Raw genomic sequence first — 25,478 nt, 5'->3', positions numbered from 1 at the left:
ATGAGATCTCGTAACCGCGGCAAGGACGACGAAGATGGCACAACCGTTGAGCATCAAGATGATCGAGGAGCACGGCAAGCTCGTCGTGCTGATGTCGATTGAGCGTGGCGCGGCAGTGCTCGATCCGGAAGACGTGGACGCAGTCATCCAGTACTTGAGCCTGCTGCGCGCGTCGATGCAGCCTGCCGTACCGGAACGTCCGCCGCACGAGCAGCCATTCGTGACCGAAATGGACCCCTGCTGGTATGCCGAGCGCCATCCGCTGCAGGGCGGCGCGGTGCTGTTGCTGCGTCACAGCGGGCTCGGATGGGCAAGCTTCGCGCTACCGCCGCACAGCGTTGAGCGGTTGCACGGTTCGTTGACGCAACTGCTCGAGGACGAGCGGCAGGCGATCGGCCTGCCTCACTGAAACCAATCTGCGTCGCGACGGGCTCGCATTCAGCGCCGTCGCGACGGCGCGGTGCGGTCGCCGCCCGTACGTGAACGCTGCCTTCCGGCGCGGACCGCGGCGCGTGTTACCCGCGACCGACGAACGGCATCGCGGTCGCCATGATCGTCATGTTCAGTATGTTCGTATCGAGCGGCAGATTCGCCATCTGGACGATCGCGTTCGCGACATGCGCGACGTCCATCCGCGCTTCCGGCGCCAGGCTGCCGTCCGCTTGCGGGACGCCTTGCGTCATCCGTTCCGTGAGCGACGTGGCCGCGTTGCCGATGTCGATCTGGCCGCACGCGATGTTGTACCGGCGACCGTCCAGCGCGAGCGACCTGGTGATCCCGGTCACCGCGTGCTTGGTCGCCGTGTACGCGATCGTGTCGGGGCGCGGCGCGTGCGCCGAGATCGAGCCGTTGTTGATGATTCGGCCACCCTGCGGCGTTTGCGCCTTCATCAACCGCCACGCGGCCCGCGCGCACAGAAAGACGCCGGTCAGGTTCGTCGCGACGACGCTGTTCCATACGTCGAGTTCGTAGTCGCCGAGGGAAACGACCGGGGCGTTGCGGCCGGCGTTGTTGAACAGGACGTCGAGCCGGCCGAATTGCTGTGCGATCTGCGCGAAAGCGTGGTCGACCGATGCTTCGTCGGTCACGTCGGCGGGAAATACCTGCGCGTCGCCGCCGGCGGTGCGGATGGCGTTCCGCGTTTCGCGTAACGACGCCTCCGTGCGCCCGAGCAGCGCGACGGTGAAACCGGCCTGGGCGAGCGCGACGGCCGCTGCGCGACCGATGCCGGAGCCGGCGCCCGTGACGGCGGCGAATTTCTTCGAGTCAGACATGGCTTGATTTCCTGCGGGTCGAGTAGGGGAGGCAGGCGACGACCGATGGCATCGCCACTTTGGCAATGTAGTCGAAATGCGGCGGGTACGGATTCAAGCGACATCGTGAAGCGCACGCTGGATACCGTGGCTTTCGCTCAACGCGGAGCCGAGCGAGCGGCAGGGCGGAGCAACGCTCCCTCGGCCGTCACTTCACACACTCCAGCGCATACTTCAACCCCGGCCCGAGCAACCCGCGCCACACGTCCCACATATGCCCGCCGTCGACGATGCGCAGCTCGGCCGGGTTCTGCGCCCGGCGCAGCTGTGTGTACAGCACGCTCGATTCCGCCTGGATCGTCAGGTCGTCGTCGCCGGCCGCGATGAACATCGGCACGCGCCAGTTGCGCGCGAAATAGCCGCGCAGCAGCGCCGGGTAGTTGAGCTCGTGCCACACGCGCGGATCGAACTGCCGGTCGCCGAATACGCCGACGTAGCGCGCGGCGGAATTGAGCGGCGGCTCGTTCGCATAGATCGCGGGGCTCAGCAGCATCGCGCCGCAGAACAGCCCCGGCTCGAGCAGCGAGAAGCGCAGCGCGCCGAAGCCGCCCATCGACACGCCGCCGATCGCGCGCCCCGCGCGCTGGTTCGACACCGCGAAGTGCGCTTCGACTTCCGGCAGCAGGTCGTTGAGGAACGCGCTCTGCATCTTCTCCTTGCGGTCGACGTACCAGTCGGTGCCGCCCTGCGGCATCACGATCACGACGGGCGGGATGTCGTGGCGTTCGATCAGCGTGTCGGCGGTGGCCTGCAGCCGGCCCTGCGTGACCCAGTCGTTCGCGTTGCCCGCGTTGCCGTGCAGCAGGTACATCACCGGATAGCGCGCGCCTTCCGGGTTGTAGCCGGGCGGCAGGTAGACCGTGTACGACCAATCGCGTTTCAGCGACGCCGAGCGGAACGTGCGCAGCACGACGCTGCTGCCCGGATTGACCGACGGCTCCTGCGCGGCCGACGGCGTCGTCGCGGTCTGCACGGCGGGCGGCGCGGGCGATACCGCGGCCGCGGGCGCCGGCGGCGTGGCATGGGCGGTGGCGATGGCGCCGGCGATCAGGGCAAGGGCGAACGGAAGGGCGAGTCGGCGCATGGCGAATCGTTTCAGGAGAGGCGCCGGCTATCGTCGCAGCGGCGCATGACGGCGCGGCGCGTCATGGCCGCGAACGGAACGGCAGCCGCGCGACGAGCGGCCCGTAGAGTTTGGCGACGAGATACAGCAGCCCGATCGCGACGGCGTCGGCTGCCAGCCCGAGCGGCACGTCGAGATAGCCTTCGGTCGCCTGGTAGAGCAGCGAATCGACCGCGAGCGAGATGCCGGTGCCCGCGACGAAGCACAGCAGCCCCTGCCGGCCGATCGTGCCGATCCACGGCATCGCGTGCGCGACCTTCTTCATCCAGCCGAGGTGCACGAGCTTGGCGGCGAGCCACGCGATCGCGAGGAAGTTCACGAGCCGCAGCGCGCCGAGGTTCTGCTTGATCGACGGATCGGTCGGGAACGGCTCGATGCGCAGCCGGTAGTATGCGCCGGCCGCGACGACCGCGAGCGACGCGGCCGTCAGCAGCCAGCCCTGCGGCCTGGGCGCGAGAGTCTGGTAGACGGGCTGGCAGCGCGCGATCACGCCGAGCACGAACAGGAACTGCCACGCGAACGGGTTGAAATCCCACGGCGCGCCTTCGACGGTCGGCAAGAAGCGCGCGACGTGCGGCGCCGCGTACCACAGCGATCCGCTGAACGCGAGCATCAGCCACGGCTGCGTGCGCGCGAGCGGCAGCGCGAGCGGGACGAGCAGCGCAAAGAACGCGTACATCGGCAGCACCGACGCGAGGTACGGCTGGCGGCGGAACAGCAGGATGTCGCGCAGCGCGGCGAGCGGCTTGTGCAGCAGCCCGTCGAGATCGTTGGTCGGCATGTTCGGGCCGTCGATCGCCAGCGCATTCAGCGCGGCGGTGATCAGCAGCATCAGGCCGGCCGTCACGAGGAACGCGCGGTAGATCTCGAACGCACGCCGGATGAAGCGCTGGCGCGCGGCGGCTTCGTCGTGCCGCTCGGCGAGCGAGTTGTACGCAATGGCGGTCGCGAAGCCGCCGAGGAACACGAACACCTCGGCCGCGTCGCACAGCGCGTACGCGTGCAGCGTCACGCGCGACAGGATGCTGCCGCCGATGTGGTCGACGACGATGACGAGCAGCACGAGGCCGCGGAAGAAATCGAGCTCGGCGTAGCGGCCGGCCCGGGCCGGCGCGGTCATCGGAGCGCCTTTCGGCGCGGGCCGCGGGCACGGCCGGTACGCGCCGCGCATGAATCGGGGTCAAGCATGACTTCGTGAAGAAATGGCGAACGGATGCGCATTGTGCCACCGATGCGGCGCCCATCGGGTTTACGCGGATGGCGGGCCGGCCTGCCGCCGCCGACAAGCGCGGTCGGGCCGTGCGCGCAACCCGGCAGTTGGACGAGCGCAACGCTTTGCGCGCGATGACCGGTACCCGATGGACGGACGATTTCCGACGTGACACCATTTTGTCCTCACGCGGCCGCACACCGCGTCGTCCGCCCTGCGGGCCACACATACAACAGATCGAACATGCGCCGGGCGTTTGGCCCGCCCGGCCCCCGGCTCCGGAGATTCGTCATGAAGAAGCACGCCATTTTTGCCGCCGCGCTCGCCGCTTGCGCCGCGCCGGCCTTTGCCGAGAACAGCGTGACGCTGTACGGCCTGATCGACGAAGGCTTCAATTACACGAACAACGTCAACGTCAATGGGGTCGGAAAGACCAACTACCAGCTCGCGAGCGGCTATGCGCAGGGCAGCCGGTGGGGCCTGAAGGGCAGCGAGGATCTCGGCGGCGGGCTGAAGGCGATCTTCACGCTGGAAAACGGTTTCGACGTGAATAACGGCCGGCTCGGCCAGGGCGGTCGCATGTTCGGCCGTCAGGCGTTCGTCGGGCTGTCGGAGTCGCGCTTCGGCACGCTGACTTTCGGCCGCCAGTACGATTCCGTCGTCGACTATCTCGCGCCGCTGACCGCGAACGGCAACTGGGGCGGCACGCTGTTCTCGCACCCGTTCGACAACGACAACACGGACAACTCGTTTCGCGTCAACAACACGGTCAAGTACGCAAGCCCCGACTGGAACGGCCTGACGCTGGGCGGCACGTACAGCTTCAGCAACAGCACGGGCTTCTCGAACAACCGCCAGTACAGCATCGGCGCGCAGTATTCGCTCGCCGGGCTGCAAGTCGCCGCCGCGTACCTGCAGGCGAACAACCCGGGCATCGGCAACGCGGGCGCGATCGCGGCCGACGACGCGAACTTCGTCGCCGATCGGCTGCGCATCTTCGGCGGCGGCGTCAACTATACGTTCGGCCCGGCCACGGTCGGCTTCGTCTATACGAAGACCGACGTGAAGAACCCGGTATCGACGGTCTACCTGCCGGCGTCGACGTTCGCCGGCCTCGGGCTGACCGCGACGAAGTTCCAGAACTTCGAAGTCAACGGCAAGTACCAGCTCACGCCCGATTTCTACCTCGGCGCGCAGTACGTGTACACGGACGGCAAGTACGACGCCGCGGCCGGCTCGTTCAAGCCGAAGTACCACACGGTCGGCCTGATGGCGGACTACAGCCTGTCGAAGCGCACCGACGTGTACCTGCAGGGCGCGTGGCAGAAGGCGGCCGGCGACAAGACGGGCACGGCGGCCGACGGCGGCTACGTCGTCGGGACGGACGGCCCGTCGTCGTCGTCGAACCAGTTCTCGGTGCGCGCCGCGATCCGCCACAAGTTCTGAGTGCGCCGGCGTCGGGGCGCATGCCCCGGTACGGGCCGCCGTCAGTCCGCCCGGTGCGTGCCGCCGAGCGTTTGCGCGAGCCAGTCGACGAAGATCCGCACGCGCGGCGCCAGGTGCCGGCCGGTCGGGAACACCACCGACACGGGCAGCGGCGCCGCATTCCATTCCGGCAGCACCTCGACCAGCGAACCGTCGGCGAGCAGCGGCGCGAGCCCGTCGCGCGGCGCCTGGATCAGCCCGAGGCCCGCGACGCAGCACGCGAGATACGCCTGCGAGCTGTTGACCGACACGACGCTGTGCATTTTGACGGTGCGCATCTCGCCCGAATCCATGTCCGCATATTCCCAGTCCAGTTCGCGGCCCGTGCGGCTCGAAAAATAACCGACCGCGACGTGGTCCGGCAAATCGTCCGGCGAGCGCGGCGTGCCGTGGCGCGCGAGATAGGCGGGCGACGCGCAGTTGAGCTGGGCCATCTCGCCGACGCGCCGCGCGACGAGCGACGTGTCGGACAGCACGCCGACCCGCACCGCGCAGTCGATGCCGTCCGCGACGAGATCGACGAAGCGGTCGGTCGTGCTGATCACGATGCGCAGGTCGGGGTAGCGCGCGTGGAAATCCGGCAGCGCCGGAATCACGTGATTCAGCGCGAAACGTTCGGGCAGGTCGACGCGGATCACGCCGCGCGGCGACGCGCCGGCGTCCTCGAACAGCGTTTCCGCGTCGTCGAGATCGGCCAGCAACCGCACGCAGCGCTCGTAGTAGGTCGCGCCCTCGGCGGTCAACGCGACGCGCCGCGTCGTGCGTTGCAGCAGCCGGACCTTCAGGTGCTTTTCCAGATACTGGACGGCGTTGCTGACCGTCGGGCGCGGCAGCTGGAGTTGCTCGGCCGCTTTCGTGAAGCTGCCGAGATGGGCGACGCGCGCGAAGATGCGCATTGCTTGCAGATGGTCCATGCGGGCGAGAACCTTGGCGGGAAAGGAACAGGCTCCATTGTTAATCAGCGTCGAATGGTTTGGTGGAGCGTTTCGCGTTTATCGCGCGGCGTCACGCGGCCAGAATCCGTTCCATCCACTCACCATTTGAAGGAAACGGACATGGACATGCGTCAACTGGGCCGCACGGGCCCGCAGGTATCGGCGATCGCGCTCGGCTGCATGGGGATGTCGGATTTCTACGGGCCGGCCGATCGCGACGAGAGCATCGCGACGCTGCACGCGGCGCTCGACCACGGCATCACGATGCTCGACACCGGCGATTTCTACGGGATGGGCGATAACGAGATGCTGATTCGCGACGCGCTGCGCGGCCGTACGCGCGACCAGGTGCGGATCAGCGTGAAATTCGGCGCGCTGCGCGATCCGGCCGGCGGGTTTGCCGGCTACGACGCGCGGCCCGCGGCGATCCGGAACTTCGTCGCGTATTCGCTGAAGCGGCTCGGCACCGATTACCTCGACATCTATCGCCCGGCCCGCGTCGATCCGGCGGTGCCGATCGAGGAAACGGTCGGCGCGATCGCCGATCTCGTGAAGGCCGGGTACGTGCGCCATATCGGGCTGTCCGAAGCCGGCGCGGACACGATCCGCCGCGCGGCCGCCGTCGCGCCGATCGCCGATCTGCAGATCGAGTACTCGTTGCTGTCGCGCGGGATCGAGGCCGAGATCCTGCCCGTGTGCCGCGCGCTCGGCATTGGCGTGACGGCCTACGGCGTGCTGTCGCGCGGGCTGCTCGGCGGGCGCTGGACGGCGGCGCGGCAGGGCGAGCGCGATTTCCGCGCGGCGAGCCCGCGCTTCCAGGGCGAGAATCTCGCGCACAACCTCGCGCTCGTCGACGCGCTGCGCGCGATCGCCGACGAGAAGGGCAGCAATCCGGCGCAGGTCGCGATCGCGTGGGTACTGTCGCGCGGCGCCGACATCGTGCCGCTGGTCGGCGCCCGCAAACGCACGCAATTGAAGGACGGTTTGCTGGCGACTGAATTGCAACTAACGGTCGAAGATCTCACGCGTATCGAAGCGGCGGTCCCCGCCGGGGCGGCTGCCGGCGAGCGTTATCCGGCCGCGCAGATGGCGCACCTCGACAGCGAGCAGGGCCAGGGGTGATTCACGGGGCCGGATCGACGCGCCTGAGCGCTCCGTCCGGCGAGCCCGAGCCAGCCTCAGGCAAAACCAGATGGCGGGCGGCATGGCAGGCAGGCACCATCGGCGCCGTACTCAACGGACGGAATGCCTCCATGCAAATGCATACGCTGACGATCGTCGTGCTGGTTTTCCTGCTGGCCGGCGCGGTCAAGGGGATGATCGGTCTCGGGCTGCCGACGATCGCGATGGGGCTGCTGACGCTCGCGATGCCGCCGTCGGCCGCGGCAAGTCTGCTGCTCGTCCCGTCGTTCATCACCAACGTGTGGCAGATGTGGCTCGGCCCGTCGTTCGGCGCGCTGCTGCGCCGGCTGTGGCCGCTGCTCGCCGGCCTGACGGTCGGCACGCTGACGGGCGGGTTGCCGGCGCTCGCGGCCGGCAGCACGTGGACGCACGCGGCGCTCGGCGTGGTGCTGGCGCTTTACGGGCTATGGGGGCTGGCGGCCGCACGGCTGCCCGCGCCGGGGCGCCACGAAAAATGGCTGTCGCCGTTGGTCGGCTACCTGACGGGCGTCGTGACGGCCGCGACCGGCGTGTTCGTCGTGCCGGCCGTGCCGTACCTGCAGGCGCTGCGGCTGTCCAAGGACGATCTGATCCAGGCGCTCGGGCTGTCGTTTACCGCGTCGACGATCGTGCTCGGCCTGCAGTTGCGTGTGACGGGCGCATTGCAGACGGTCGATCTCGGCGTATCGGCGCTCGCGCTCGTGCCCGCGCTGGCGGGAATGGCCGGCGGCCAATATGCGCGACGCGTGATGAGCGAGAAGATGTTCAAGCGTTGCTTCTTCGTCGGGCTGGTTGCACTTGGCGCGTATATGGCGGGGTCGGGGTGGTGGTGAACGTGCGCCCGAACGCTGAATGATCCCGAAGCCGGTTTCGGCAACCGGCTTCGGGAACGGTCACGGGGTGGCGGTCGTGCCGCTTACGCCGGATCGGCGTACCTCAGCGTCCACCCGACGGTGCGGGACGCGCCCGCGCCGAGCGCGAACGGCTTCGTCGTGCACGCGAAGTTCGAATGCAGTTGCCCGATCGGCGTCGTCGACAGCGGATTCGTCGTGCCGTTCGCCGTGTCGAAGGCGGACAGCGCGCAGTTGTCGAAGCCGGACGTCGCATAGCCGGTCGCCGCGCTGTTCGCGTACGTCACCGACATCCCGTCGCCATTGGCCTGCGTCGACGCGAAATCCGCAAACGACGTGAAGTCCGTCTCCACCGCGAGGTTGCCGGCGAGCGTGCCCGAACTCAGCGTATCGGTGCGCGAAATCATGCCGTGCGCGAACGTCAGCACCGTGTGCACCTGCAGGTCGAGATCCGTCGTGTACGCGGCGTTCTTCGACGCGAGCCGGAACTTCGTCGTATCGAACGACACGATCACCTGGCCGTTGCTCTGCTGCACGTTCAGGTTCTTGTAGTACGTGACGGGAATGTAGGTTTTCGCGTTGTACGTCACCTGCGGCAGCAGTAGCGCATAGCCGAGGTCGGTCGTGCCATAGATCAGCTTGTCGGAGAACGGCACCGGGTAATACGGCGTGTACGCGTTGTAGTCGGGCGCCTGGCTGAGGTTCAGGTTGATCACGCGCCGGCCGTCGCGCACGGTGAGCAGCGCGGCGCTGTACGGATGCGCGGCGTCGCCCGGCTGGTTGTACCAGGTGAGCGTGTAGCGCGGCAGCGCGTCGAGCCACGCGCGGTAGTCCGCATCGGCCATCGGAGCCTTGCCGCCGAAGCCGAGCTTGTTCCACCACGCGTTCACGTACAGATACTGGTGCAGCAGGCTGAAGTTCTCGCCCATCACGCGCGGCTTGCCGCGATACGTATCGGTGCCGCGGCCCTTGACCCACATGTTCACCGACGGCGTCGACAGCGCCGGGTCGTACCAGTACGTGTCGAATCGGCGCGCGGCCTGGTAGATGAATGCGTACGCGACCTGTTTCTCGCGATCGGTCAGCACGCCGGCATTGGCCGCGGCCGTCAGCACTTCCATGAACGCGGAATCGCCGTACGGGCCGATCGAGCGGCCGTAGTTGAAGCCCTGGCCGTCGGTGTTCAACTGCGGCAGGATCAGGTCGACCGACTTGCGCAGATAGCCCTTCAGCTCCGGCGTGAGGTTCGCTTCGTTGCCCATCTCGAACGTGCGCTCGACCACTTCGCCGATCAGCAGCGTGCTGTAGCGGTCGAAGCGCGCCTGGTCGTAGTAGGTCGTGTGCGTGTTCGACGCTTCGTCGGAGAACCCGCCCGACGAGTCGTTGCGGATGTGGTTCGTCAGCGTGTACAGCAGCGCATCGCGCGCGCTCATCGTCGCGACGGCCGGATCCGTCTTCGACGCGAACGACGGGCTGCTCCAGCCGAGCTTCTGGCGCAGCCCGGCGATGCCGTAGGACACCGCATAGTAGTTCTGCGCGGTGTTGAGCGACGCGATGTCGATCGGCGTGCCGGCGGCCGGGCACGTACTGGTCTTGCCGCTCGCATCGGGGCCGAACATGTCGCAGAAGGTGAGCCGCTGCTGCAGCGTCGCGAGCATCGCGTCGCTGAAGACTTCGTTGAGCATCCCGTGGGCCTTCAGGTTGTTCAGCGCGACGAGGTAGTAGTACTCGCCCCACGACGTGTTCGCATACGCGTAGTTGCCGCCCGACTGCGCCATCATCGCGGTCGTGATCGTCTGGTACGTCGCGAGGTAGCTCGCGTATTGCGGGTCGTTCTTCGCCTTCATGTCGATCAGGATGTACGACAGGCCGAGCGCGAGCTTGCCGGGCAGAAATTTGTCGCCGGTGTTCGTGTCGAGCACGTGGACGGGCGTGCCGTCGCCGAGATCCATCACGACCTGCGTGAAGTCCGGCGATTTCCGGATCAGGTCGAACAGCGCGCGCATCTGGCCCATCATCGTGGCCGGAACGTTCGTGCCGGCCGGCACGCTGGTGTCGGGCGCGCCATAGACGAGCGCCTGCAGCGAGTTTGGTGCGAGCGCGGGCGGGGTGGACGAAGGGGGCGGCGCCGGCGTGTCGGTTACGTCGTTTCCGCCGCACGCCGTGACGAGCACGACGGAAAGGGCGCTGAGCGCTGCGCCGAGCGCGAATCTGCTGCGCGGATGCATGGTGTCTCCAGTTTCGAATAGTGATGAAGGACGGGCACGGGTTGCCGTTGCCGCACTCGGGCCCGTACCCGGCTTCCGCCTTGCAATCCTGATTCCCTGAAGACGGACGGCCTGAATCACACATCGAGCGGGCGAGCGTTCCCCCTGCGCGGGCCGTGACTGGCGTCGCGCTCGAGCATTGGAAAACGTTTTCCAAATTTAGGCATCGAACGACGTGATGTCAATGAACTTTCACGTCGGATGCGCCGGTAGAAACCCGAATGGCCGGAAGGAACGGTGCGGAAGGGGGAGTCGGATTATGGGAAAAAACGCCGGGCTTCTTGTCGATGATCGAGCGGACATCGGACGCGACAACGGCCTGGAAGCGGCGCGCGGCCGCAACGCGTGGAAACGGATTCCCGATGTGTGAAGAGAGAAAACGTTATCCATAAGAATCGCAATGCGTATGAGCGGCCGCCGGCCACCGCCCGGCGCGCGCGACGACCTGCCGTTCCGACGACGTCAAAGCTGCTTCTCGATCGCCGCCTTGTCGATCACCGACCACACCTGGCGGATCTTGCCTTCATGAAACTCGTAGAACACGTTCTCGGCGAACGTGACCTTGCGGCCGTCGATGGCGAGCCCCATGAACGTCCCTTTCGGTGAACACGTGAAGCGAAGGCGGCACGCGACGCGCGGCGGCTCGCACACGAGCAGCCGGATTTCGAAACGCAGATCGGGGATGTCGCGGAAGTCCTGTTCCAGCATCGCGCGGTAACCGGCGAGGCCGAGCGGCCGGTCGTTGTGGATCACGTCGTCGGATACGTATTCGCCGAGCGACGGCCAGTCCTGCCGGTTCAGGCAGTCGATATACGCGCGATAGCGGCTGGCGAGATCGGTATCGGTCATGGCCATGTCTCCGTATGTCGATCGGATGAGTCGAATGTGGTGCGCGTTACCGCGGCGGCGTGGCGCCCGACAAAAACGCGACGAACTCGCGCGTGTACTTCGGCAGCGCATCGAACGACCGCGCGCAGAGCGTCAGTTTCCGATGGCTCCACGGATCGGACAGCTCGACGAGCCGCACGTCCATCGTCTGCATCGCGCGCTCGGCCGCATGCCGCGACACGATGCCGATGCCCACGCCGCTCGCGATCACGCGGCAGATCGCGTCGAAGCTCTTCAATTGCACGCGATAGCGGATCCGCTTGCCGAGCGCGCGCGCCTGGTCGGCGAGATGCACCTGCAGCGCGCTGCCGTCGGTGAGGCCGATGAAGTCTTCGCCCGCGATGTCGTCGAACGCGATCTTGTCGTGCGACGCGAGCGGATGCGCGGCCGGCACGACGACGATCAGCCAGTCTTCGCGGAACGGCTTTTGTTCGAGCCCGCCGAGGCCGACCGAATCGGCGACGATGCCGATCTCGGCCGTCTTGTTGCGGATCGCATGCACGATCTCCTGGCTCGAGCGTTCCTCGACGCTGATCGACAGCTTCGGATGGCGCGGCAGGTAATCGGCCAGTGCGTCGGGCAGGTATTCGCTCAGCGATGCGGTGTTGCACAGCAGCCGGATATGGCCGCGCAGCCCCTGGCCGTATTGCTGCAGTTCGCCGCGCATGTGATCGATCTGCTGCAGCACGGTGCGCGCGTGGTGTTCGAGCGCGCGGCCCGCATCGGTCGCCTGCGCGCCCGACTTGGTCCGGTGCAGCAGCGGCACGCCCAGTTCGTCCTCCATCCCGCGAATGCGCTCGCTCGCCGCCTGCAGCGTGATGTGCGTGCGTTCGGCGCCGCTCGTGATCGTGCCGGCCTCGCAGATGTTCAGGAAGAGCCGCAGGTCGGTCAGGTCGAAGCGCATGATGGCAAGGCGATGGGGGAATGGCCGATAAGTTAGCAGGAACCGCGGCGGCGGTCTCAGGGTTGGCCTGAGACCCGGTTCGCCGCTTCCGCATTTCCGGGGCGCGATCGATGGCCGATCATGAACGCACATCAACCGGGGAGCCCGTCATGCGGATCGATTCGTCATGGGGCGTGTCGTTCAAGATCGCGCTGCATCTGCTGTTCCTGTGCGTCGGCGTCGCGTGGGCCGGTGCCCAATTCGTCGCATGGTTGCGATGAACGTCGCGCGTTTGTCTATGAAAACGAAGTTGCCATAGTTTTTTGCGACGAAAATTCTTCCGTTTTTCTCCGAAAGGACCATCAAGTTTTTCCGGACCGGACCGTATTACCGGTAACGCATGCCGGCCGGCATCCGCTCCGTGATCGTTTGTCATCATTGTTTGCATCCGGTTACACGTCGGCCGTTCCGTTTTTGAGATGCTTGAAAGATTGTCAAACCGGAGTCGGATCGTCCATGAAAACGCGCGAGATTCACCGCAAGGCGGCGTGGCTGTCGGGCCTGGCCGCCGTGCTCGTCATGGCCGGTTGTGCAAGTACGCAGTCCGTTGCGCCGAGCGACACGCTGGCGGGGCAGCCTTCCGATTCGAGCCGGCCTGCCGCGCCGTCGGCCGGACTGATGCCCGCCGCGCCTATGCCGGCCGCGCCTAAGCCGGCCGCGCCTATGCCGGCCGCGCCGATTCTCGTCGCGAAAAAGTACGTCGTGAAGCGCGGCGACACGCTGACGGGCATCGCATCCGCGAACGAGTGCAGCGTGGCCGACTTGCGCACCTGGAACAAGCTGGCCGCGAACGGCAGGCTGCGCATGGGGCAGGTCCTGCGCATCGTCAAGCAGCAGCCGCTGCCGCCCGCGGGCGCGGCCGGCACGCAGGCTGTGGCGGGCAATGGCGCGGCGGATAATCAGGCCGCTTCGCCGGCCAATCCGCAAGCCACCGCGTCGACCGCGAGCGACCGCCAGGTCGTCAAGGAAACGAAGCGCCATGCGGGCGGCGTCGCGCTGAAGTGGCCCGCAACCGGCAAGATCGTCGAAGGGTTCCGGCCCGGGCAGAACCGCGGCATCCAGATCGCCGGCCGGCCGGGCGACCCGGTTCGCGCCGCGGCCGACGGCCGCGTGATGTATGCGGGCACCGGCCTGAACGATTACGGCAGCCTGATCATCGTCCAGCACAACGCGGATTTCCTGACCGCGTATGCACACAACCGCAAGCTGCTCGTGAAGACGGGCGACATCGTGCATCAGGGCGATGCGATCGCCGAGATGGGCGACCTCGACAACTCGCGCGTCGCGCTGCTGTTCGAGGTGCGACGCGACGGCAAGCCGGTGAATCCGATGCCGTACCTGCCTTCGTCGCAAGGGTGAAGCGCGGCCGTCGCGCTGGAACGCGGCGGCGGTCGCTGCTACGCTAGGTGTTCATGCGAATCCCGCCATCGCGGGGCCGACGGGCGTCTTTCGGGGATGCGCGGCGAATGCCGTCGCGGGCCGGCCGTCGGCGTGAACGGTCGCGCGTCGCCGATGCGCGGCCGCGTTGCTTCGCGCCACCGTTTCCGACAGAACAGATCTCATCCATGGAACATTCTCCGACACGCCGCTCGCTGTTGCTTGCCGCCGTTGCCGCGCCGTGCGTTGCCGCATGCACGTCGGCGCCGGTCGCCGACCAGGGGCGCGCCCATACTGGACAAGCCGAACTCGCCGCGCTGGAAAAGGCCTCGAACGGGCGGCTGGGCGTCGCCGCGCTCGATACGTCGAACGGCGTGCGCATCGCGCACCACGCGCGCGAGCGCTTCCCGCTGTGCGGCACGTATGCGGTCATGGCGGCCGCCGCGATGCTCGCGCGCGGCGCGCTCGACGCATCGCTGCTGCCGCGCCGCATCCTGTACCGTCGCTATGAAATCGTGTCCGGCTCGCCGATTACGGAAAGCCACGTCGACACCGGCATGACGATCGCGCAGCTGTGCGCGGCGATGCTGCAGTCGGGCGACAAGGGCGCGGGCAACCTGCTGATGGGCGTGCTCGGCGGCCCGCAGGCCGTCACGGCGTTCGCGCGCGAAAGCGGCGACACCACCTTCCGCCTCGATCACTGGGAACCCGAGCTGAACAAGGCCGCGCCCGGCGACGAGCGCGACACGTCGACGCCGGTCGCGATGGTCGACACGCTGCAGCGGCTGCTGCTCGGCGACACGCTGCGCGAACCGCAGCGCGCGCAACTGACGGAATGGATGGTCGGCGGCGCGCGCGGCGCGACCGGCATCGCGGCTGGCGTGCCGCCCGGCTGGCGCGTTGCCGACAAGGCCGGCACCGGCGGCTACGGCACGACGACCGACATCGCGGTGCTGTGGCCGCCGTCGCGCGCGCCGATCGTGATGGCCGTGTCGTTCACGCAGCCGGAGGCGACTGCCGCGGCGCGCGCGGACGTCGTCGCATCGGCGGCGCGCATCGCGGCGGGCGCGCTTACCGCGACGGCCTGAGTATCCGGCGTCTCGCGCAAAGCCGGCGTTTGGCTTATCGTGTCGGTCAGCGCGCGCCGGCGTCGGCGCGCGGCCCATCCGCGCCGTTTCCCGTTTCCCGTTCGCCATGCGCCGACTTCCGCCCCTGCACGCGCTGCAGATCTTCTCGACGGTGGCTCGCCACCGCAGCTTCACGCGCGCGGCCGAGCAGCTGTGCATCACGCAGGGCGCGGTGAGCCGGCAGATCCAGACGCTCGAGGCGCATTACGGTTTTCCGCTGTTCAGGCGGCATGCGAAGGGCCTCACGCTGACGGCCGAGGGCGAGCAGTTGTTGCCGGTGGTCGACGAGAGCTTCGCGCGGATCGAGGACATCTCGATGAAGCTCACGCGGCAGCGCACCGATCTCGCGCTGAAGGTGCCGACCTGCGTGATCCGCTGGATGCTGCCGCGCATCATGCGTTTCCAGGGCGAACATCCCGATCTCCACGTGCAGATCACGACCGCGTGGCAGCACGTCGTCGATTTCTCGAGCGAACCGTTCGATGCGGCGATCGTCTACGGGACCTCGCCCGGCCCGGGCGTCGTCGCGCTGCCGCTGTTCGACGAGCGGCTGACACCCGTTTGCGCGCCCGAGTTGCGGCAAGCGTCGCCGCTCGATGCGGTCGGCGATCTCGCGCGCCATACGCTGCTGCATCCGACGCGCGACCACCGCGACTGGCGCGCATGGCTCGACCATGCGGGCGAGCGTGGCGTCGATCCCGCGCGCGGGCCGACGTTCGACACGCTCGATCTCGCGACGAACGCGGCGATGCAGGGCTTCGGCGTCGCGATCGGCGACGTGACGCTCGTCGACGACGACGTCAGCGCGCGCCGGCTCGAACGGCCGTTCGACATCGTGCTCGAGACGGGCGCGCGCTACTTCTTCGTCTATCCCGAGAACCTCGGCGGCCAGCAGAAGATTCGCGCGTTCAGCGACTGGATCGCGCGCCATCGCGACTGACGTGCGGCCGCGGCGGGCTTTACTGGTAGGTCACGACGGCGATCATCGGCGCACGACTGTTGCCCGCGCGCTTCGGTAAAACGATTGCGCCCGAAGCCTCGGTAAAGGTCGTGGTCTTGACGGCCTGCTGGCTCGCCGCGTCGACGAACGCGATCTGCCCGGTCGCGGGCCGCGGGCAATCGGCGCGTATGCGGGCGGCGTTGGCCGTGTCGGGCGCGAACGAGCAGGGCGGCTCGACGATCATGCCGGTGAAGTGGATGATGCCGGATGCGCCTTCGGCAAAGGACGAGGAAGGCGCCAGAAGCGAGGCAGCCAATGCGAACGAGGCGGCGAACAGGCGATGCTTCATGACAGGCTCCAGAGAGGAAGCGCGTCGCAGCGAGGCCGCTCGAATGGCAGTCCGTCAACGCTGCGGTGCTGTATGCGTAAACGGCAATTTCATCGAACCTCTTGAGTGGGAAACCGGAAACAACGACGACGAGCAAACGACGCCGTGTTTCTTCAATCAATTTATCTCAAAATTGTGCGGCCGCAAGTCGGGGTATTGCCGATGACGTAAGCTCGGTGGACACCCGTCAATGGATGCGGGATTTGCAGGTAAATCGTTGAGGGCTCAACGAATCGGCAATCCTGAGAATGACGATTCGCCAAAAGAAAACGGCCGCTCGCGCGGGGCGAGCGGCCGTGTTGCGCTGGCGCGCGGCGGGCGGTGTTCAGCCCGCGCGCTTGCGGATCGCACCGACGACCACGAGCAGCACGATCGCGCCGATGATCGACGCGATCCAGCCGGCGCCCTGGCCCGGCGCATACCAGCCGGCCGCGCGGCCGATGTAGCCTGCGACCAGCGAACCCACGACGCCGAGCACGATGGTCATCAGGATACCCATCTTGTCGTCGCCCGGCTTGAACGCGCGGGCGAGGAGGCCGACGATGAGCCCGACGACCAGGGTTTCGATGAATTGCAGCATGGATGCCCCCTGTTGCTGTTGAGTTGTTGACGAAAGGAAATGGACTCGCCCGGCGCACCGGGGTTCCCTGCGACGGCGAACCCGTGCGCGGCGTGCCGAGTATCGCATGCCGGCGCGTCGTGCGGATGTCAGGCGGTCGGCACACCGGCCGCCGGATCGAGCCGTCGATAGCCTTCGGTCGCGTTCAGCAGCGTGCGCGTGTAGTCGCGTACGACCTGCCCGGCGCGCACGTCCTCGACCCGCAATTGCTCGACGATCTCGCCGTGCTGCATCACCGCGACGCGCTGGCACAGGAAGCCGATCACCGCGAGGTTGTGGCTGACGAGGATCATCGTCAGGTTGCGTTCGCGATGCAGGCGGCGCAGCAGGTTGAGGATCTCGGCCTGCACCGATACGTCGAGCGCGGACGTCGGCTCGTCGAGCAGCAGCACGCGCGGCTCGACGATCAGCGCACGCGCGATCGCCACGCGCTGCCGCTGGCCGCCCGATAACTGGTGCGGATAGCGGAAGCGGAACGCGGGGCCGAGGCCGACCTCCGCGAGCGCGCGGGCGATCCGCGCATCGGGGTCGTCGATCGCATGGATCGACAGCGGCTCGCGCAGCGTCTGATCGACGGTGAAGCGCGGATGCAGCGACGCGTACGGATCCTGGAACACCATCTGCACGTGGCGGCGGAACGCGCGATCGGGCGTGCCGCCCACCGGGCGGCCGTCGATCGACAGGCTGCCGGACGCGAGCGGCACGAGGCCCGTCAGCGCACGCAGCAGCGTCGACTTGCCGGAACCCGATTCGCCGACCAGCCCGAACACTTCGCCGTCGCGCACCGCGAAGCTCGCGTCGCGCACGGCGTCGACGTGACCCGTGCGGGTCGGGAAACGGATCGATGCGTGATCGACGTCGATCATCGTGCGGGCTCCTGTCGATTGGCGGGCGCGAAGGCGGGCGGTGCGGAATCGAGCCATGCCGGATCGCGCCGCAGCACCGGCAGTTCGTCGGGCGGGTTCGCGAGCGGCGGGTTGGCCGCGAGCAGGCCGCGCGTATAGGGATGCGAAGCGTCGCGCAGGTCGCGCGCGGCGCAGGTTTCGACCACGCGGCCCGCATACATCACCGCGACGCGGTCGCAGAACGACATCACGAGCGGCAGGTCGTGACTGATGAACATCAGGCCCGTGCCGTGGCGCGCGATCATCGCGTCGAGCACCGCGAGCACCTGCATCGACACCGCGACGTCGAGCGCGGACGTCGGCTCGTCGGCGATCAAGAGGCGCGGGCCGGTCGACACCATCATCGCGATCATCACGCGCTGACCCATGCCGCCCGACAGCTCGTGCGGATACGCATCGGCGACGCGCGCCGGGTCGCGGATCTGCACGGCCGCGAGCGCCTCGACGATCCGTTCGCGCAGCGCGCGGCCGCGCAAGCCGGGCTCGTGCAGGCGGAACGCCTCGCCCATCTGCTTCGCGACCGTCATCACCGGATTCAGCGAATATTTCGGGTCCTGCAGGATCATCCCCATCTGGCTGCCGCACAGCCGCCGGCGCTCGCGCGGCGACATCGCGAGCAGGTCGTGCCCCGCGAAGCGCATCGTGCGCGCCGAAAAGCGCGCGACGTCGGGCAGCAGGCCGAGCAGCGCGCGGCCCGTCAGCGACTTGCCGGAGCCCGATTCGCCGACGATGCCGAGCCGTTCGCCGGGCGCGAGGGTCAGCGACAGGTCGCGCACGGCGTCAGTCACGCTGCCGTCGTGCCCGCGAAAGCCGATCTTCAGCCCGTCGATCTCGCAGAGCGGCGCCGGCGCGGTAGTGGAATTCGTCGGCATGTCACGCTCCATGACGGGGATCGAAGACGTCGCGCAGCCCGTCGCCGAGCAGGTTGAACGCGAGGCTCACGAGCAGGATCGCGATGCCGGGCAGCGTCGCGACCCACCACGCGTCGAGCAGCACGTTGCGGCCCGACGCGACCATGAAACCCCACTCGGGGCTCGGCGGCTGCGCGCCGAGGCCGAGAAAGCCGAGGCCCGCGACGGTCAGGATGATGCCGGCCATGTCGAGCGTCGCGCGCACGATCACCGACGACATGCACAGCGGCATGATGTAGCGCAGCAGGATGCGCGGGCCCGACGCGCCTTGCAGCCGCGCCGCGTGGATGTAGTCGGCTTGCGCGATGCGGATCGTTTCGGCGCGCGCGAGCCGCGCATACGCGGGCCACGCGGTGATCGAGATCGCGACCACGGCGTTGATCACGCCGGGGCCGAGCGCGGCCGCGAACGCGAGCGCGAGCACGATCTTCGGGAACGCGAGCGCGATGTCGGTGATGCGCATCAGCACGCTGTCGACGAAGCCGCCGCAATAGCCGGCTGTCGTGCCGATCAGGAGGCCGATCGGCACGACGATCGCGACGACGAGCAGCGCGATGCCGAGCGTCAGGCGCGACCCGGCGATCAGCCGCGAGAGGATGTCGCGGCCGAGCTGGTCGGTGCCGAACCAGTGCGACGGCGAGCCGGGCGCCAGCAGCCGGTCGGACAGCACCTGGCGCAGCGGATCGTGCGGCATGATCAGCGGGCCGACGATCGCGACGACGATCAGCGCAAGCAGGATCGCGAGCCCGAACAGGTTGAGCGGATTCGTGGCGAACCGGCGCCAGCGTCGGTACGCGAGGCCGAACGCGGCCTGCGAACGCGACGCGGGCGCATCGGAAAGCAGCCACGCGCGCAGGGTGAGACGCTCGGCATTCATGGTCGGGTCGCCTTCGGCATGGGGGGAGCAACAAGCAGGATGGAAACGGTCATGTCGAAGCGGCCCTCAGCGCGCACGCGGATCGAACACGCGGTACAGCGCGTCGGTCAGCAGGTTGACGGTGATGAACATCGCGCCGATCACGAGCGTCGCGCCGAGCACCGCGTTCATGTCGGCGTTCAGCAGCGCGCCGGTCAGGTACGAGCCGAGCCCCGGCCACGCGAACACGATCTCGGTCAGCACCGAGCCTTCGAGCAGGTTGCTGTACGTGAGCGCGATCACGGTGAGCAACGGCACCATGATGTTGCCGAACGCATGCCGCCAGATCACGCGGCGCTCGGACAGGCCCTTCGCGCGCGCGGTGACGATGTATTCCTGGCTCAGCTGGTCGAGCATGAACGAGCGCGTCATGCGGCTCAGATACGCGACCGAGTAGTAGCCGAGGATCGCGGCCGGCAGCGCGATGTGCGATACCGCGTTGCGGAACACGTCCCACTCGCCCGCGAGCGCCGCATCCAGCAGCAGGCTGCCGGTGCGCGGATCGACCATGCCGTCGTACACCGGGTCGAGCCGGCCGGGGCCGCCGACCCAGTGCAGCCGCGCATAGAACAGCAGCAGCCCCATCAACCCGAGCCAGAACACCGGCACGGAATTGCCGATCAGCCCGACGAAGCGCGCGACGTGATCGATCGGCCGGTTGTGCTTCACCGCGGCCGCGACGCCGAGCGGCACGCCGATCGCGATGCCGATCAGCGTCGCGATCGTCGCCAGTTCGAGCGTGGCCGGAAACACGCGCCGGATATCGTCGAGCACCGGGTTCGCGGTCAGCAGCGACACGCCGAGATTGCCGTGCAGCACGTCGCGCGCGTAGATCAGGAATTGCGTGGCGAGCGGCTTGTCGAGCCCGAGCGCGATGCGCTCGGCCGCGTACGCTTCGGCCGACGCGCGATCGCCGAGGATCGCGAGCACAGGGTCGATCGGCACCTTGCGGCCGATCACGAACGTCAGCGCGAGCAGCCCCGCGAACGTGACGGCGAGCGTGATCGCCCAGCGCAGCACGCGCAGCGCCCAGCGTACGGCCGGGCGCCGCGCGGGCAGCGTGCGCAGCGCTTCGAGGGAGGAGGCGGGAGTCGACATGCGGCGAATCTTATTGCTTCTTCAGGTTGCGGTACGACACGAGATCGTTGATCGGCCCGACTTCGAGCCCGCTCACGCCGGGCCGCGTCGCGACCTGCGCGACTTTCTCGAACATGATCACGAACGGCGAGCGCGCGAGCACTTCCTTCTGCATCGTCTGGTAAAGCTGCGCGCGTTTCGCGGCGGCCGGTTCGGCCAGCGCGGCGTCGGTTTGCTTCGTCAGTTGCGGGATGTCCCAGCTGTTGCGCCAGGCCAGCATTTTATAGCTCGACTTGTCGGCGTTGTCCGGATTCCACGCGAAACCCTGCGCGTTGCTGTGCGGATCGATGTAGTCGGCCGACCATTCGCCGATGTAGATGTCGTGCTGGCGCGCGCGGTATTTCGCGAGCGTCTGCTTGTTGTCGCCGGGGATCAGCTGCACCTTGATGCCGGCCTGCGCGAAATTCGCCTGCACGGCCTGCGCGATCTCCGTGTACGGATAGTCGTTGCGCACGTCCATCGTCACCGAAAAGCCGTTCGGCACGCCGGCCTTCGCGAGCAGCGCCTTCGCCTTCGCGACGTCGAGCTTGTACGGGTTCGCGTTCAGCGTGCCGAGGAAGCCTTCGGGCAGGAAGGTCTGGTGCACCTTGTAGGTCGTCTTCACGACGTTGCCCTGGATACCCGCGTAGTCGACGAGCCATTTCAGCGCTTCCTGCACGTCGGGTTTCGCGAGCGTCGGGTTCTTCGTGTTCAGGCCGAGATACAGCAGCGTCGCCTGCGGCGATGCCGCCACCTTCGCCTTGCCCGACTTCACGACCGACGCCAGATCGTCGGGGCTCAGGTCGCGCGCCGCGTCGACGTCGCCGTTTTCCAGCAGCAGGCGCTGGCTTGCCGCTTCGGGCACGTGGCGCAGCACGATGCGCTTCATCGCGAGCGGCAGCCGGTAGCCGTCGAAGCGTTGCAGCACGAGGCTGTCGCCGGCCGTCCATTTGACGAGCCTGTATGCGCCGGAGCCGGCTTCGTTGGTCTTCAGCCACGCGTTGCCGAAGTCGTTGCCTTGCTGGTGCGACAGCAGCAGCTTCCTGTCGAGCACCGACGCGGGCCACGAGCCGAGCACGTTCAGCACGAAGGTCGGCGCGTACTTGCGGTCGGTCGTGACCGACACCGTCGCGTCGTCGAGCTTCTTCACGTTCGCGACGACGTTCGCCTTCGTGAGGCCGATGCCGGTCAGCACGGCGGCCGGCCCCTTGTCGAGCAGCACCGCGCGCTGGATCGACCACGCGACGTCGTCGGCCGTCAGCGGGTTGCCCGAGTGGAACTTCAGGCCGGTACGCAGCTTGAACGTGTAGGTCAGGCCGTCGGGGCTCACCGTCCACGATTGCGCGACGTCGCCGTTGAATTTCGATGGATCGCGCAGGTCGACGCGCACGAGCCGGTCGTACGTGTTCGCGACGTATTCCTCCGGCACCAGTTCGTAGATTTCGCCCGGGTCGAGCGTCGTGAATTCGTCGAGCAGCGTGGCCATCACGAACATGTCCTTCGGCGTTTCCGCGTGGGCGGCGGCAAGCGGAACGGCGGCGAATACGGACGCGGCGGCCAGCGCCGCGACGAGCCGGGAGGTCGGGAATTTCATGGGCGCTTCTCCATCTGTCGTTTGAGTCGTTGAACGTGAACGTGCATGAAAAAGGGGGCGTGCGCTGCCGCTACATCAGGCGCCACGGGCCGCTCGCCGCATTGTCGATCTGCGGCAACGCGTGCGAGCCGGGCAGTTCGTAGTGCCACCATTCGCTGTCGATGTGCGCGAAGCCGGCCGCGTGCATCACGCCGAGCAGCAGCAGCCGGTTGCGTTGCACGTGTTCGGGCAATCCCGCGTGAAAATGACCCGACGCGGCGACCATCTCGTCGAAGCCCGTGCCCATGTCGAGCGGCTTGCCGTCCGCGCCGACGAGCGTCAGGTCGAGCGCGGTGCCGCGGCTGTGATTCGAGCCGCGCCCAAGATCGGCGACGAAATTCGGATCGGGCAGGAAGTCCCACAGCACCTGCTGCGCCTGCGGCGGCCGGTAGGCGTCGTAGATGCGCAGCGTGAAGCCGGCCTGCGCGGCGACGTCGACCGCGCGGCGCAATGCGGCTTCGGCCGGCGCCAGCAGCAGGCAGTGCGCGCGGCGGTAGATCGGCTTGCCGGTCAGGTTGCGGTCGGTCGCATAGACGAGATCGATGTCGACGCGATGCGTGGCGGGCGTGATTTCGACGAGGCGGTAATCGTTCATCGGCGGGGCGGCTTCGCTCAGGATTCGAATTGGTCGAACGTGCGCTGCAGTTCGCGGTTGCGCGCGACGCGCCGGTCGATCGCGGGGCCGAGGCGGTCGACCACGGCCGTGATCAGCAGGTTGAACAGGCAGGTGAGCGGTGCGAGCGAATCCCAGAACTGGCCGACGTCGGTTTTCACCTGCAGCAGATCGGCCGGCCATTCGCGCGCCCACGGGCAATACAGATCGGTGACCAGCGCGAACGGCTGCCCGCGCTCGGCGGCCGCCTGGCAATAGCGGCGCGCGCTGCGCGAATACGCGCGCGTGTCGGTGACGATGCAGTACGGCCGTTCGAACTCGGAATTCAGCGAATCGACGTACGAACCCGACTGGCCGTCGGAATAGAACACGCGCGGGCGCAGGTATTCGAGGTAGCTGCTGAATGCGTTGCTGATGCCGCGCGTCGACTGGATGCCGAGGATGAACACGGCGTCGGCATGCGCGATCCGGTCGGCCACCTGCGCGAACACCGGGCCTTCGGCCAGGCGGTACACGTGGCGGATCGCGTCGAGCTCGCGCTCGAGCGACGACGCGAGCGTGCTGCCATTGCTGTTGCTGTTGCGCTCGCCGGCGGCCGTTTGCGTGGCGCTGGCGCGGCGGTACTCGTCGAGCCGGTCGGTGATCATCCACGGGCGATCGCCGCCGCCGCGCAGTTCGCGTTTCAGGTCGTCGAGATTGCGGTAGCCGACGCTGCGCAGGAAACGCCCGACCGAAATGCCGCTGGTGCCGGCTTGCTGCGCGATCTGGTCGGCGGTCTCGAGGCCGAGCCGATCGAGGTTCGCGAGCATGTAGCTCGCGATGCGCTTGGCGGTCGGCGTCAGCTCGGCATAGCGGGACTCGACGGTATGGGCGAACGCGCAGATCATCGGCTGTTAGATCGTTGTCATTTGATGATTCGATGTCATCTATCTGACAAAACCAAAATCATTGGCGCCAGCGAATAAAAACTATGGCTGGCTCACGATGATAGGGGCGGGGAACACCCGATGAGCGGAGACGGGTGGCCCGCATGACGGATTATTCCTGACAGACATATTACGCGTTTATGTCTGACGGGAATAATTTGCGTTTATTTCTCACAGAGATATACTGCATGGATCGTATACCGAGCCCATCCCCGTGAATCTCATCGTCAATACCCCCGCGCAACTGGCTGAAATCCTGTCGTCCGCACGTCAGGCCAAGGGGCTGACGCAAGCCGAAGCGGCGGCGCGCATCGGCGTCGGCCAGTCGCGCCTGTCGTCGCTCGAAACCACGCGCACCGAAAGCCTGTCGCTCAGGCAGTTGCTCGAATTGACCGCGCTGTACGGTCTCGAGCTCAGCATCCGCACGAAGGACGGGCGCGACGCTGCCAACGTCGACTGGTAATCGATGGGACGCAAATCGCACGGCCGCGCGCTATCGATCTGGGCCAACGGCGTGCGGGTGGGAATCTGGCGGATTCCCGCGCGCGGCGGCATGGAACTGCTGTACGACGCCGGCTGGAAACAGTCGGACGCCGGCCGCCCGCTGTCGCTGTCGCTGCCGTTCGGCGTCGGCGATGCGCCGTTGCGCGGCGAGCGCGTCAATCACTACTTCGACAATCTGCTGCCGGACAGCGATGCAATTCGTCGGCGGCTTGCATCGCGGTTCGGCACGGCGACGATCGAGCCGTTCGATCTGCTCGCCGCGCTCGGCCGGGACTGCGTCGGCGCGGTGCAGTTGCTCGGCGAGGATGAAACCCCGGCAGGCCATGACCGGATCGACGGCACGCCGTTGTCCGACGACGAGGTGGCGCGCGTGCTCGATCAGGCGAGCGGGGCGGCGGGCGGTGCGCAGGACGACGACGATTTCCGCCTGTCGCTGGCCGGCGCGCAGGAAAAGACCGCGCTGCTGTTTCACGACGGGCGATGGATGCGTCCGCATGGCGCGACCCCGACGACGCATATTCTGAAGTTGCCGCTCGGGCTGGTCGGCAACAAGCGTGCGGATCTGACGACATCCGTCGAAAACGAATGGCTGTGCCTCGCGATCCTGCGTGCGTTCGGCCTGCCGACGGCGGAGGCCGACATCGTGCGTTTCGGCGAACACAAGGTGCTGTCGGTCACGCGCTTCGATCGCGCGCTGCATCGTGACGGCGGCTGGCTGTTGCGCTTGCCGCAAGAAGATTTCTGTCAGGCGCTCGGCGTGCCGCCGCATCTGAAATACGAATCGCAGGGTGGCCCCGGGGTGCCCGATCTGGCCGGCATCCTGCGCCGGTCGGAAACGGCGCAGGCCGACCTCGACACGTTGTTCACCGCGTTGGTGGTGTTCTGGATGCTTGCCGCACCGGACGGGCATGCGAAGAACTTCAGTCTGCGCCTGCTGCCGGGCGGCCGCTTCCGTCTGACGCCGCTCTACGACGTGATGTCGATCTGGCCGGTCGAGGGAGATGGCGCGAACCAGTGGTCGTGGCACAAGGCGAAGCTCGCGATGGCGGTGCACGGCAAGCGCAAGCACTACGCGATGCGCGATATCACGCGCCGGCACTTCACTGCGATGGCGGAGCATTGCCTGCTTGGCGATATCGCGACACCGATCGTCGAACGGCTCGTCGCGATGACGCCCCAGGTGATCGAATCGGTCGGCGCGGCGCTGCCGGCCGGATTTCCGGCGAGGATCGCCGAACGCATTCTCGGCGGATTGCGCTTCGCCGCGCAACGACTCGCCGACATGTCGCGGGAGTGACCCGCCCCGGTTCCGCTCCGGGCCGGTGAA

At 67.5% G+C, this 25,478-nt stretch carries 25 protein-coding genes; 9 read left to right on the top strand and 16 right to left on the bottom strand.

The window, feature by feature from the left end; translation table 11 throughout:
* Positions 1–34 precede the first annotated feature (34 nt).
* On the top strand, positions 35–409 hold the full coding sequence (locus CFB52_RS23395) for a hypothetical protein (protein ID WP_059639618.1): 375 nt from the start codon (positions 35–37) through the stop codon (positions 407–409).
* A 106-nt stretch (positions 410–515) separates the two neighbouring features.
* Here CFB52_RS23395 and CFB52_RS23390 read toward each other — a convergent pair whose 3' ends face one another.
* The 3 genes from CFB52_RS23390 to CFB52_RS23380 form a co-directional block, all read right to left on the bottom strand.
* Positions 516–1,274, bottom strand: coding sequence for an SDR family oxidoreductase (locus CFB52_RS23390; protein WP_059584958.1), 759 nt, complete (start codon positions 1,272–1,274; stop codon positions 516–518).
* 187 nt (positions 1,275–1,461) lie between these two features.
* Positions 1,462–2,397 carry an esterase family protein gene (locus CFB52_RS23385; protein WP_059584959.1) on the bottom strand — a complete coding sequence of 312 codons (936 nt, stop codon included), beginning with the start codon at positions 2,395–2,397 and terminating at the stop codon, positions 1,462–1,464.
* A 61-nt stretch (positions 2,398–2,458) separates the two neighbouring features.
* Entirely contained in the window at positions 2,459–3,556 is a 1,098-nt protein-coding gene (locus tag CFB52_RS23380) for an OpgC domain-containing protein (RefSeq protein ID WP_059585128.1), read from the bottom strand.
* 381 nt (positions 3,557–3,937) lie between these two features.
* Here CFB52_RS23380 and CFB52_RS23370 point away from each other — a divergent pair, with 381 nt between their 5' ends.
* Positions 3,938–5,092 (top strand): porin, encoded by a 1,155-nt coding sequence (locus CFB52_RS23370; protein ID WP_059584960.1) that lies wholly within the window; start codon positions 3,938–3,940, stop codon positions 5,090–5,092.
* Between the two features lie 41 nt (positions 5,093–5,133).
* Here the strand turns inward: CFB52_RS23370 and CFB52_RS23365 are convergent, their stop codons facing one another.
* Entirely contained in the window at positions 5,134–6,045 is a 912-nt protein-coding gene (locus CFB52_RS23365; RefSeq protein WP_059584961.1) for a LysR family transcriptional regulator, read from the bottom strand.
* Positions 6,046–6,186: 141 nt separating this feature from the next.
* Between CFB52_RS23365 and CFB52_RS23360 the strand changes: the two genes are divergently transcribed.
* Together CFB52_RS23360 and CFB52_RS23355 are read left to right on the top strand one after the other, a co-directional pair.
* On the top strand, positions 6,187–7,188 hold the full coding sequence (locus CFB52_RS23360) for an aldo/keto reductase (protein WP_059584962.1): 1,002 nt from the start codon (positions 6,187–6,189) through the stop codon (positions 7,186–7,188).
* Positions 7,189–7,319: 131 nt separating this feature from the next.
* On the top strand, positions 7,320–8,060 hold the full coding sequence (locus CFB52_RS23355; RefSeq protein ID WP_059584963.1) for a sulfite exporter TauE/SafE family protein: 741 nt from the start codon (positions 7,320–7,322) through the stop codon (positions 8,058–8,060).
* Between the two features lie 83 nt (positions 8,061–8,143).
* Here CFB52_RS23355 and CFB52_RS23350 read toward each other — a convergent pair whose 3' ends face one another.
* The 3 genes from CFB52_RS23350 to CFB52_RS23340 all read right to left on the bottom strand — a co-directional run bounded on the left by CFB52_RS23350 (position 8,144) and on the right by CFB52_RS23340 (position 12,137).
* Positions 8,144–10,306 carry a hypothetical protein gene (locus CFB52_RS23350; RefSeq protein WP_059584964.1) on the bottom strand — a complete coding sequence of 721 codons (2,163 nt, stop codon included), beginning with the start codon at positions 10,304–10,306 and terminating at the stop codon, positions 8,144–8,146.
* Between the two features lie 501 nt (positions 10,307–10,807).
* The gene (locus CFB52_RS23345; RefSeq protein ID WP_059585129.1) at positions 10,808–11,194 is read right to left on the bottom strand and encodes an ester cyclase; all 387 of its coding nucleotides are present in this window, start codon (positions 11,192–11,194) and stop codon (positions 10,808–10,810) included.
* Positions 11,195–11,240: 46 nt separating this feature from the next.
* Positions 11,241–12,137, bottom strand: a complete 897-nt coding sequence (locus CFB52_RS23340) for a LysR substrate-binding domain-containing protein (protein WP_059584965.1) — start codon at positions 12,135–12,137, stop codon at positions 11,241–11,243.
* 495 nt (positions 12,138–12,632) lie between these two features.
* Here CFB52_RS23340 and CFB52_RS23335 point away from each other — a divergent pair, with 495 nt between their 5' ends.
* From CFB52_RS23335 to CFB52_RS23325, 3 genes are all read left to right on the top strand, one after another.
* Entirely contained in the window at positions 12,633–13,535 is a 903-nt protein-coding gene (locus tag CFB52_RS23335) for a peptidoglycan DD-metalloendopeptidase family protein (RefSeq protein ID WP_099317564.1), read from the top strand.
* Between the two features lie 206 nt (positions 13,536–13,741).
* Positions 13,742–14,641, top strand: a complete 900-nt coding sequence (gene bla, locus CFB52_RS23330) for a class A beta-lactamase (RefSeq protein ID WP_099317563.1) — start codon at positions 13,742–13,744, stop codon at positions 14,639–14,641.
* A gap of 106 nt (positions 14,642–14,747) precedes the next feature.
* Complete coding sequence (locus CFB52_RS23325; RefSeq protein ID WP_059584968.1) at positions 14,748–15,620, top strand: LysR substrate-binding domain-containing protein; 873 nt, start codon at positions 14,748–14,750, stop codon at positions 15,618–15,620.
* A 19-nt stretch (positions 15,621–15,639) separates the two neighbouring features.
* Here the strand turns inward: CFB52_RS23325 and CFB52_RS23320 are convergent, their stop codons facing one another.
* The 9 genes from CFB52_RS23320 to sapR form a co-directional block, all read right to left on the bottom strand.
* Positions 15,640–15,969 (bottom strand): hypothetical protein, encoded by a 330-nt coding sequence (locus tag CFB52_RS23320; RefSeq protein ID WP_059639607.1) that lies wholly within the window; start codon positions 15,967–15,969, stop codon positions 15,640–15,642.
* Positions 15,970–16,333: 364 nt separating this feature from the next.
* Positions 16,334–16,588 carry a GlsB/YeaQ/YmgE family stress response membrane protein gene (locus CFB52_RS23315; RefSeq protein ID WP_059639606.1) on the bottom strand — a complete coding sequence of 85 codons (255 nt, stop codon included), beginning with the start codon at positions 16,586–16,588 and terminating at the stop codon, positions 16,334–16,336.
* 128 nt (positions 16,589–16,716) lie between these two features.
* The gene (locus tag CFB52_RS23310) at positions 16,717–17,493 is read right to left on the bottom strand and encodes an ABC transporter ATP-binding protein (protein ID WP_099317562.1); all 777 of its coding nucleotides are present in this window, start codon (positions 17,491–17,493) and stop codon (positions 16,717–16,719) included.
* A complete protein-coding gene (locus CFB52_RS23305; RefSeq protein ID WP_099317561.1) occupies positions 17,490–18,404 on the bottom strand; it encodes an ABC transporter ATP-binding protein in 915 nt (304 codons plus the stop codon). Before CFB52_RS23305 ends, CFB52_RS23310 begins: the two co-directional genes overlap by 4 nt.
* A 1-nt stretch (position 18,405) precedes the next feature.
* Positions 18,406–19,320, bottom strand: coding sequence for a nickel transporter permease (nikC, locus tag CFB52_RS23300; RefSeq protein ID WP_059584973.1), 915 nt, complete (start codon positions 19,318–19,320; stop codon positions 18,406–18,408).
* A gap of 66 nt (positions 19,321–19,386) precedes the next feature.
* On the bottom strand, positions 19,387–20,457 hold the full coding sequence (locus CFB52_RS23295) for an ABC transporter permease (protein ID WP_059584974.1): 1,071 nt from the start codon (positions 20,455–20,457) through the stop codon (positions 19,387–19,389).
* Between the two features lie 10 nt (positions 20,458–20,467).
* Entirely contained in the window at positions 20,468–22,069 is a 1,602-nt protein-coding gene (locus CFB52_RS23290) for an ABC transporter substrate-binding protein (protein ID WP_060968811.1), read from the bottom strand.
* 70 nt (positions 22,070–22,139) lie between these two features.
* Positions 22,140–22,703 carry a D-alanyl-D-alanine dipeptidase gene (gene ddpX, locus CFB52_RS23285; RefSeq protein ID WP_060009330.1) on the bottom strand — a complete coding sequence of 188 codons (564 nt, stop codon included), beginning with the start codon at positions 22,701–22,703 and terminating at the stop codon, positions 22,140–22,142.
* 17 nt (positions 22,704–22,720) lie between these two features.
* Entirely contained in the window at positions 22,721–23,608 is an 888-nt protein-coding gene (gene sapR, locus CFB52_RS23280) for a sap1 transcriptional regulator SapR (protein WP_099317560.1), read from the bottom strand.
* Positions 23,609–23,861: 253 nt separating this feature from the next.
* Here sapR and CFB52_RS23275 point away from each other — a divergent pair, with 253 nt between their 5' ends.
* A complete protein-coding gene (locus tag CFB52_RS23275) occupies positions 23,862–24,110 on the top strand; it encodes an XRE family transcriptional regulator (RefSeq protein ID WP_099317559.1) in 249 nt (82 codons plus the stop codon).
* A gap of 3 nt (positions 24,111–24,113) precedes the next feature.
* On the top strand, positions 24,114–25,448 hold the full coding sequence (locus CFB52_RS23270) for a type II toxin-antitoxin system HipA family toxin (RefSeq protein WP_099317558.1): 1,335 nt from the start codon (positions 24,114–24,116) through the stop codon (positions 25,446–25,448).
* Positions 25,449–25,478 lie beyond the last annotated feature (30 nt).

This window comes from Burkholderia sp. AU18528 (genome assembly GCF_002223215.2).
GTDB lineage: Bacteria > Pseudomonadota > Gammaproteobacteria > Burkholderiales > Burkholderiaceae > Burkholderia > Burkholderia semiarida.
Note: the sequence above shows the minus strand (reverse complement) of the source record. Positions and strands in the feature narration are given on the sequence as shown.

Coding starts and splice junctions, on each gene's coding strand:
- CFB52_RS23380 (WP_059585128.1), bottom strand. CDS start 3,556: ATGACCGCGCCGGCCCGGGCCGGCCGCTACGCCGAGCTCGATTTCTTC.
- CFB52_RS23390 (WP_059584958.1), bottom strand. CDS start 1,274: ATGTCTGACTCGAAGAAATTCGCCGCCGTCACGGGCGCCGGCTCCGGC.
- CFB52_RS23320 (WP_059639607.1), bottom strand. CDS start 15,969: ATGAAGCATCGCCTGTTCGCCGCCTCGTTCGCATTGGCTGCCTCGCTT.
- bla (WP_099317563.1), top strand. CDS start 13,742: ATGGAACATTCTCCGACACGCCGCTCGCTGTTGCTTGCCGCCGTTGCC.
- CFB52_RS23315 (WP_059639606.1), bottom strand. CDS start 16,588: ATGCTGCAATTCATCGAAACCCTGGTCGTCGGGCTCATCGTCGGCCTC.
- CFB52_RS23295 (WP_059584974.1), bottom strand. CDS start 20,457: ATGTCGACTCCCGCCTCCTCCCTCGAAGCGCTGCGCACGCTGCCCGCG.
- CFB52_RS23350 (WP_059584964.1), bottom strand. CDS start 10,306: ATGCATCCGCGCAGCAGATTCGCGCTCGGCGCAGCGCTCAGCGCCCTT.
- CFB52_RS23335 (WP_099317564.1), top strand. CDS start 12,633: ATGAAAACGCGCGAGATTCACCGCAAGGCGGCGTGGCTGTCGGGCCTG.
- CFB52_RS23360 (WP_059584962.1), top strand. CDS start 6,187: ATGGACATGCGTCAACTGGGCCGCACGGGCCCGCAGGTATCGGCGATC.
- CFB52_RS23395 (WP_059639618.1), top strand. CDS start 35: ATGGCACAACCGTTGAGCATCAAGATGATCGAGGAGCACGGCAAGCTC.
- nikC (WP_059584973.1), bottom strand. CDS start 19,320: ATGAATGCCGAGCGTCTCACCCTGCGCGCGTGGCTGCTTTCCGATGCG.
- CFB52_RS23290 (WP_060968811.1), bottom strand. CDS start 22,069: ATGAAATTCCCGACCTCCCGGCTCGTCGCGGCGCTGGCCGCCGCGTCC.
- CFB52_RS23325 (WP_059584968.1), top strand. CDS start 14,748: ATGCGCCGACTTCCGCCCCTGCACGCGCTGCAGATCTTCTCGACGGTG.
- CFB52_RS23385 (WP_059584959.1), bottom strand. CDS start 2,397: ATGCGCCGACTCGCCCTTCCGTTCGCCCTTGCCCTGATCGCCGGCGCC.
- CFB52_RS23310 (WP_099317562.1), bottom strand. CDS start 17,493: ATGATCGACGTCGATCACGCATCGATCCGTTTCCCGACCCGCACGGGT.
- ddpX (WP_060009330.1), bottom strand. CDS start 22,703: ATGAACGATTACCGCCTCGTCGAAATCACGCCCGCCACGCATCGCGTC.
- CFB52_RS23340 (WP_059584965.1), bottom strand. CDS start 12,137: ATGCGCTTCGACCTGACCGACCTGCGGCTCTTCCTGAACATCTGCGAG.
- CFB52_RS23365 (WP_059584961.1), bottom strand. CDS start 6,045: ATGGACCATCTGCAAGCAATGCGCATCTTCGCGCGCGTCGCCCATCTC.
- CFB52_RS23370 (WP_059584960.1), top strand. CDS start 3,938: ATGAAGAAGCACGCCATTTTTGCCGCCGCGCTCGCCGCTTGCGCCGCG.
- CFB52_RS23270 (WP_099317558.1), top strand. CDS start 24,114: ATGGGACGCAAATCGCACGGCCGCGCGCTATCGATCTGGGCCAACGGC.
- CFB52_RS23305 (WP_099317561.1), bottom strand. CDS start 18,404: ATGCCGACGAATTCCACTACCGCGCCGGCGCCGCTCTGCGAGATCGAC.
- CFB52_RS23355 (WP_059584963.1), top strand. CDS start 7,320: ATGCAAATGCATACGCTGACGATCGTCGTGCTGGTTTTCCTGCTGGCC.
- CFB52_RS23345 (WP_059585129.1), bottom strand. CDS start 11,194: ATGACCGATACCGATCTCGCCAGCCGCTATCGCGCGTATATCGACTGC.
- sapR (WP_099317560.1), bottom strand. CDS start 23,608: ATGATCTGCGCGTTCGCCCATACCGTCGAGTCCCGCTATGCCGAGCTG.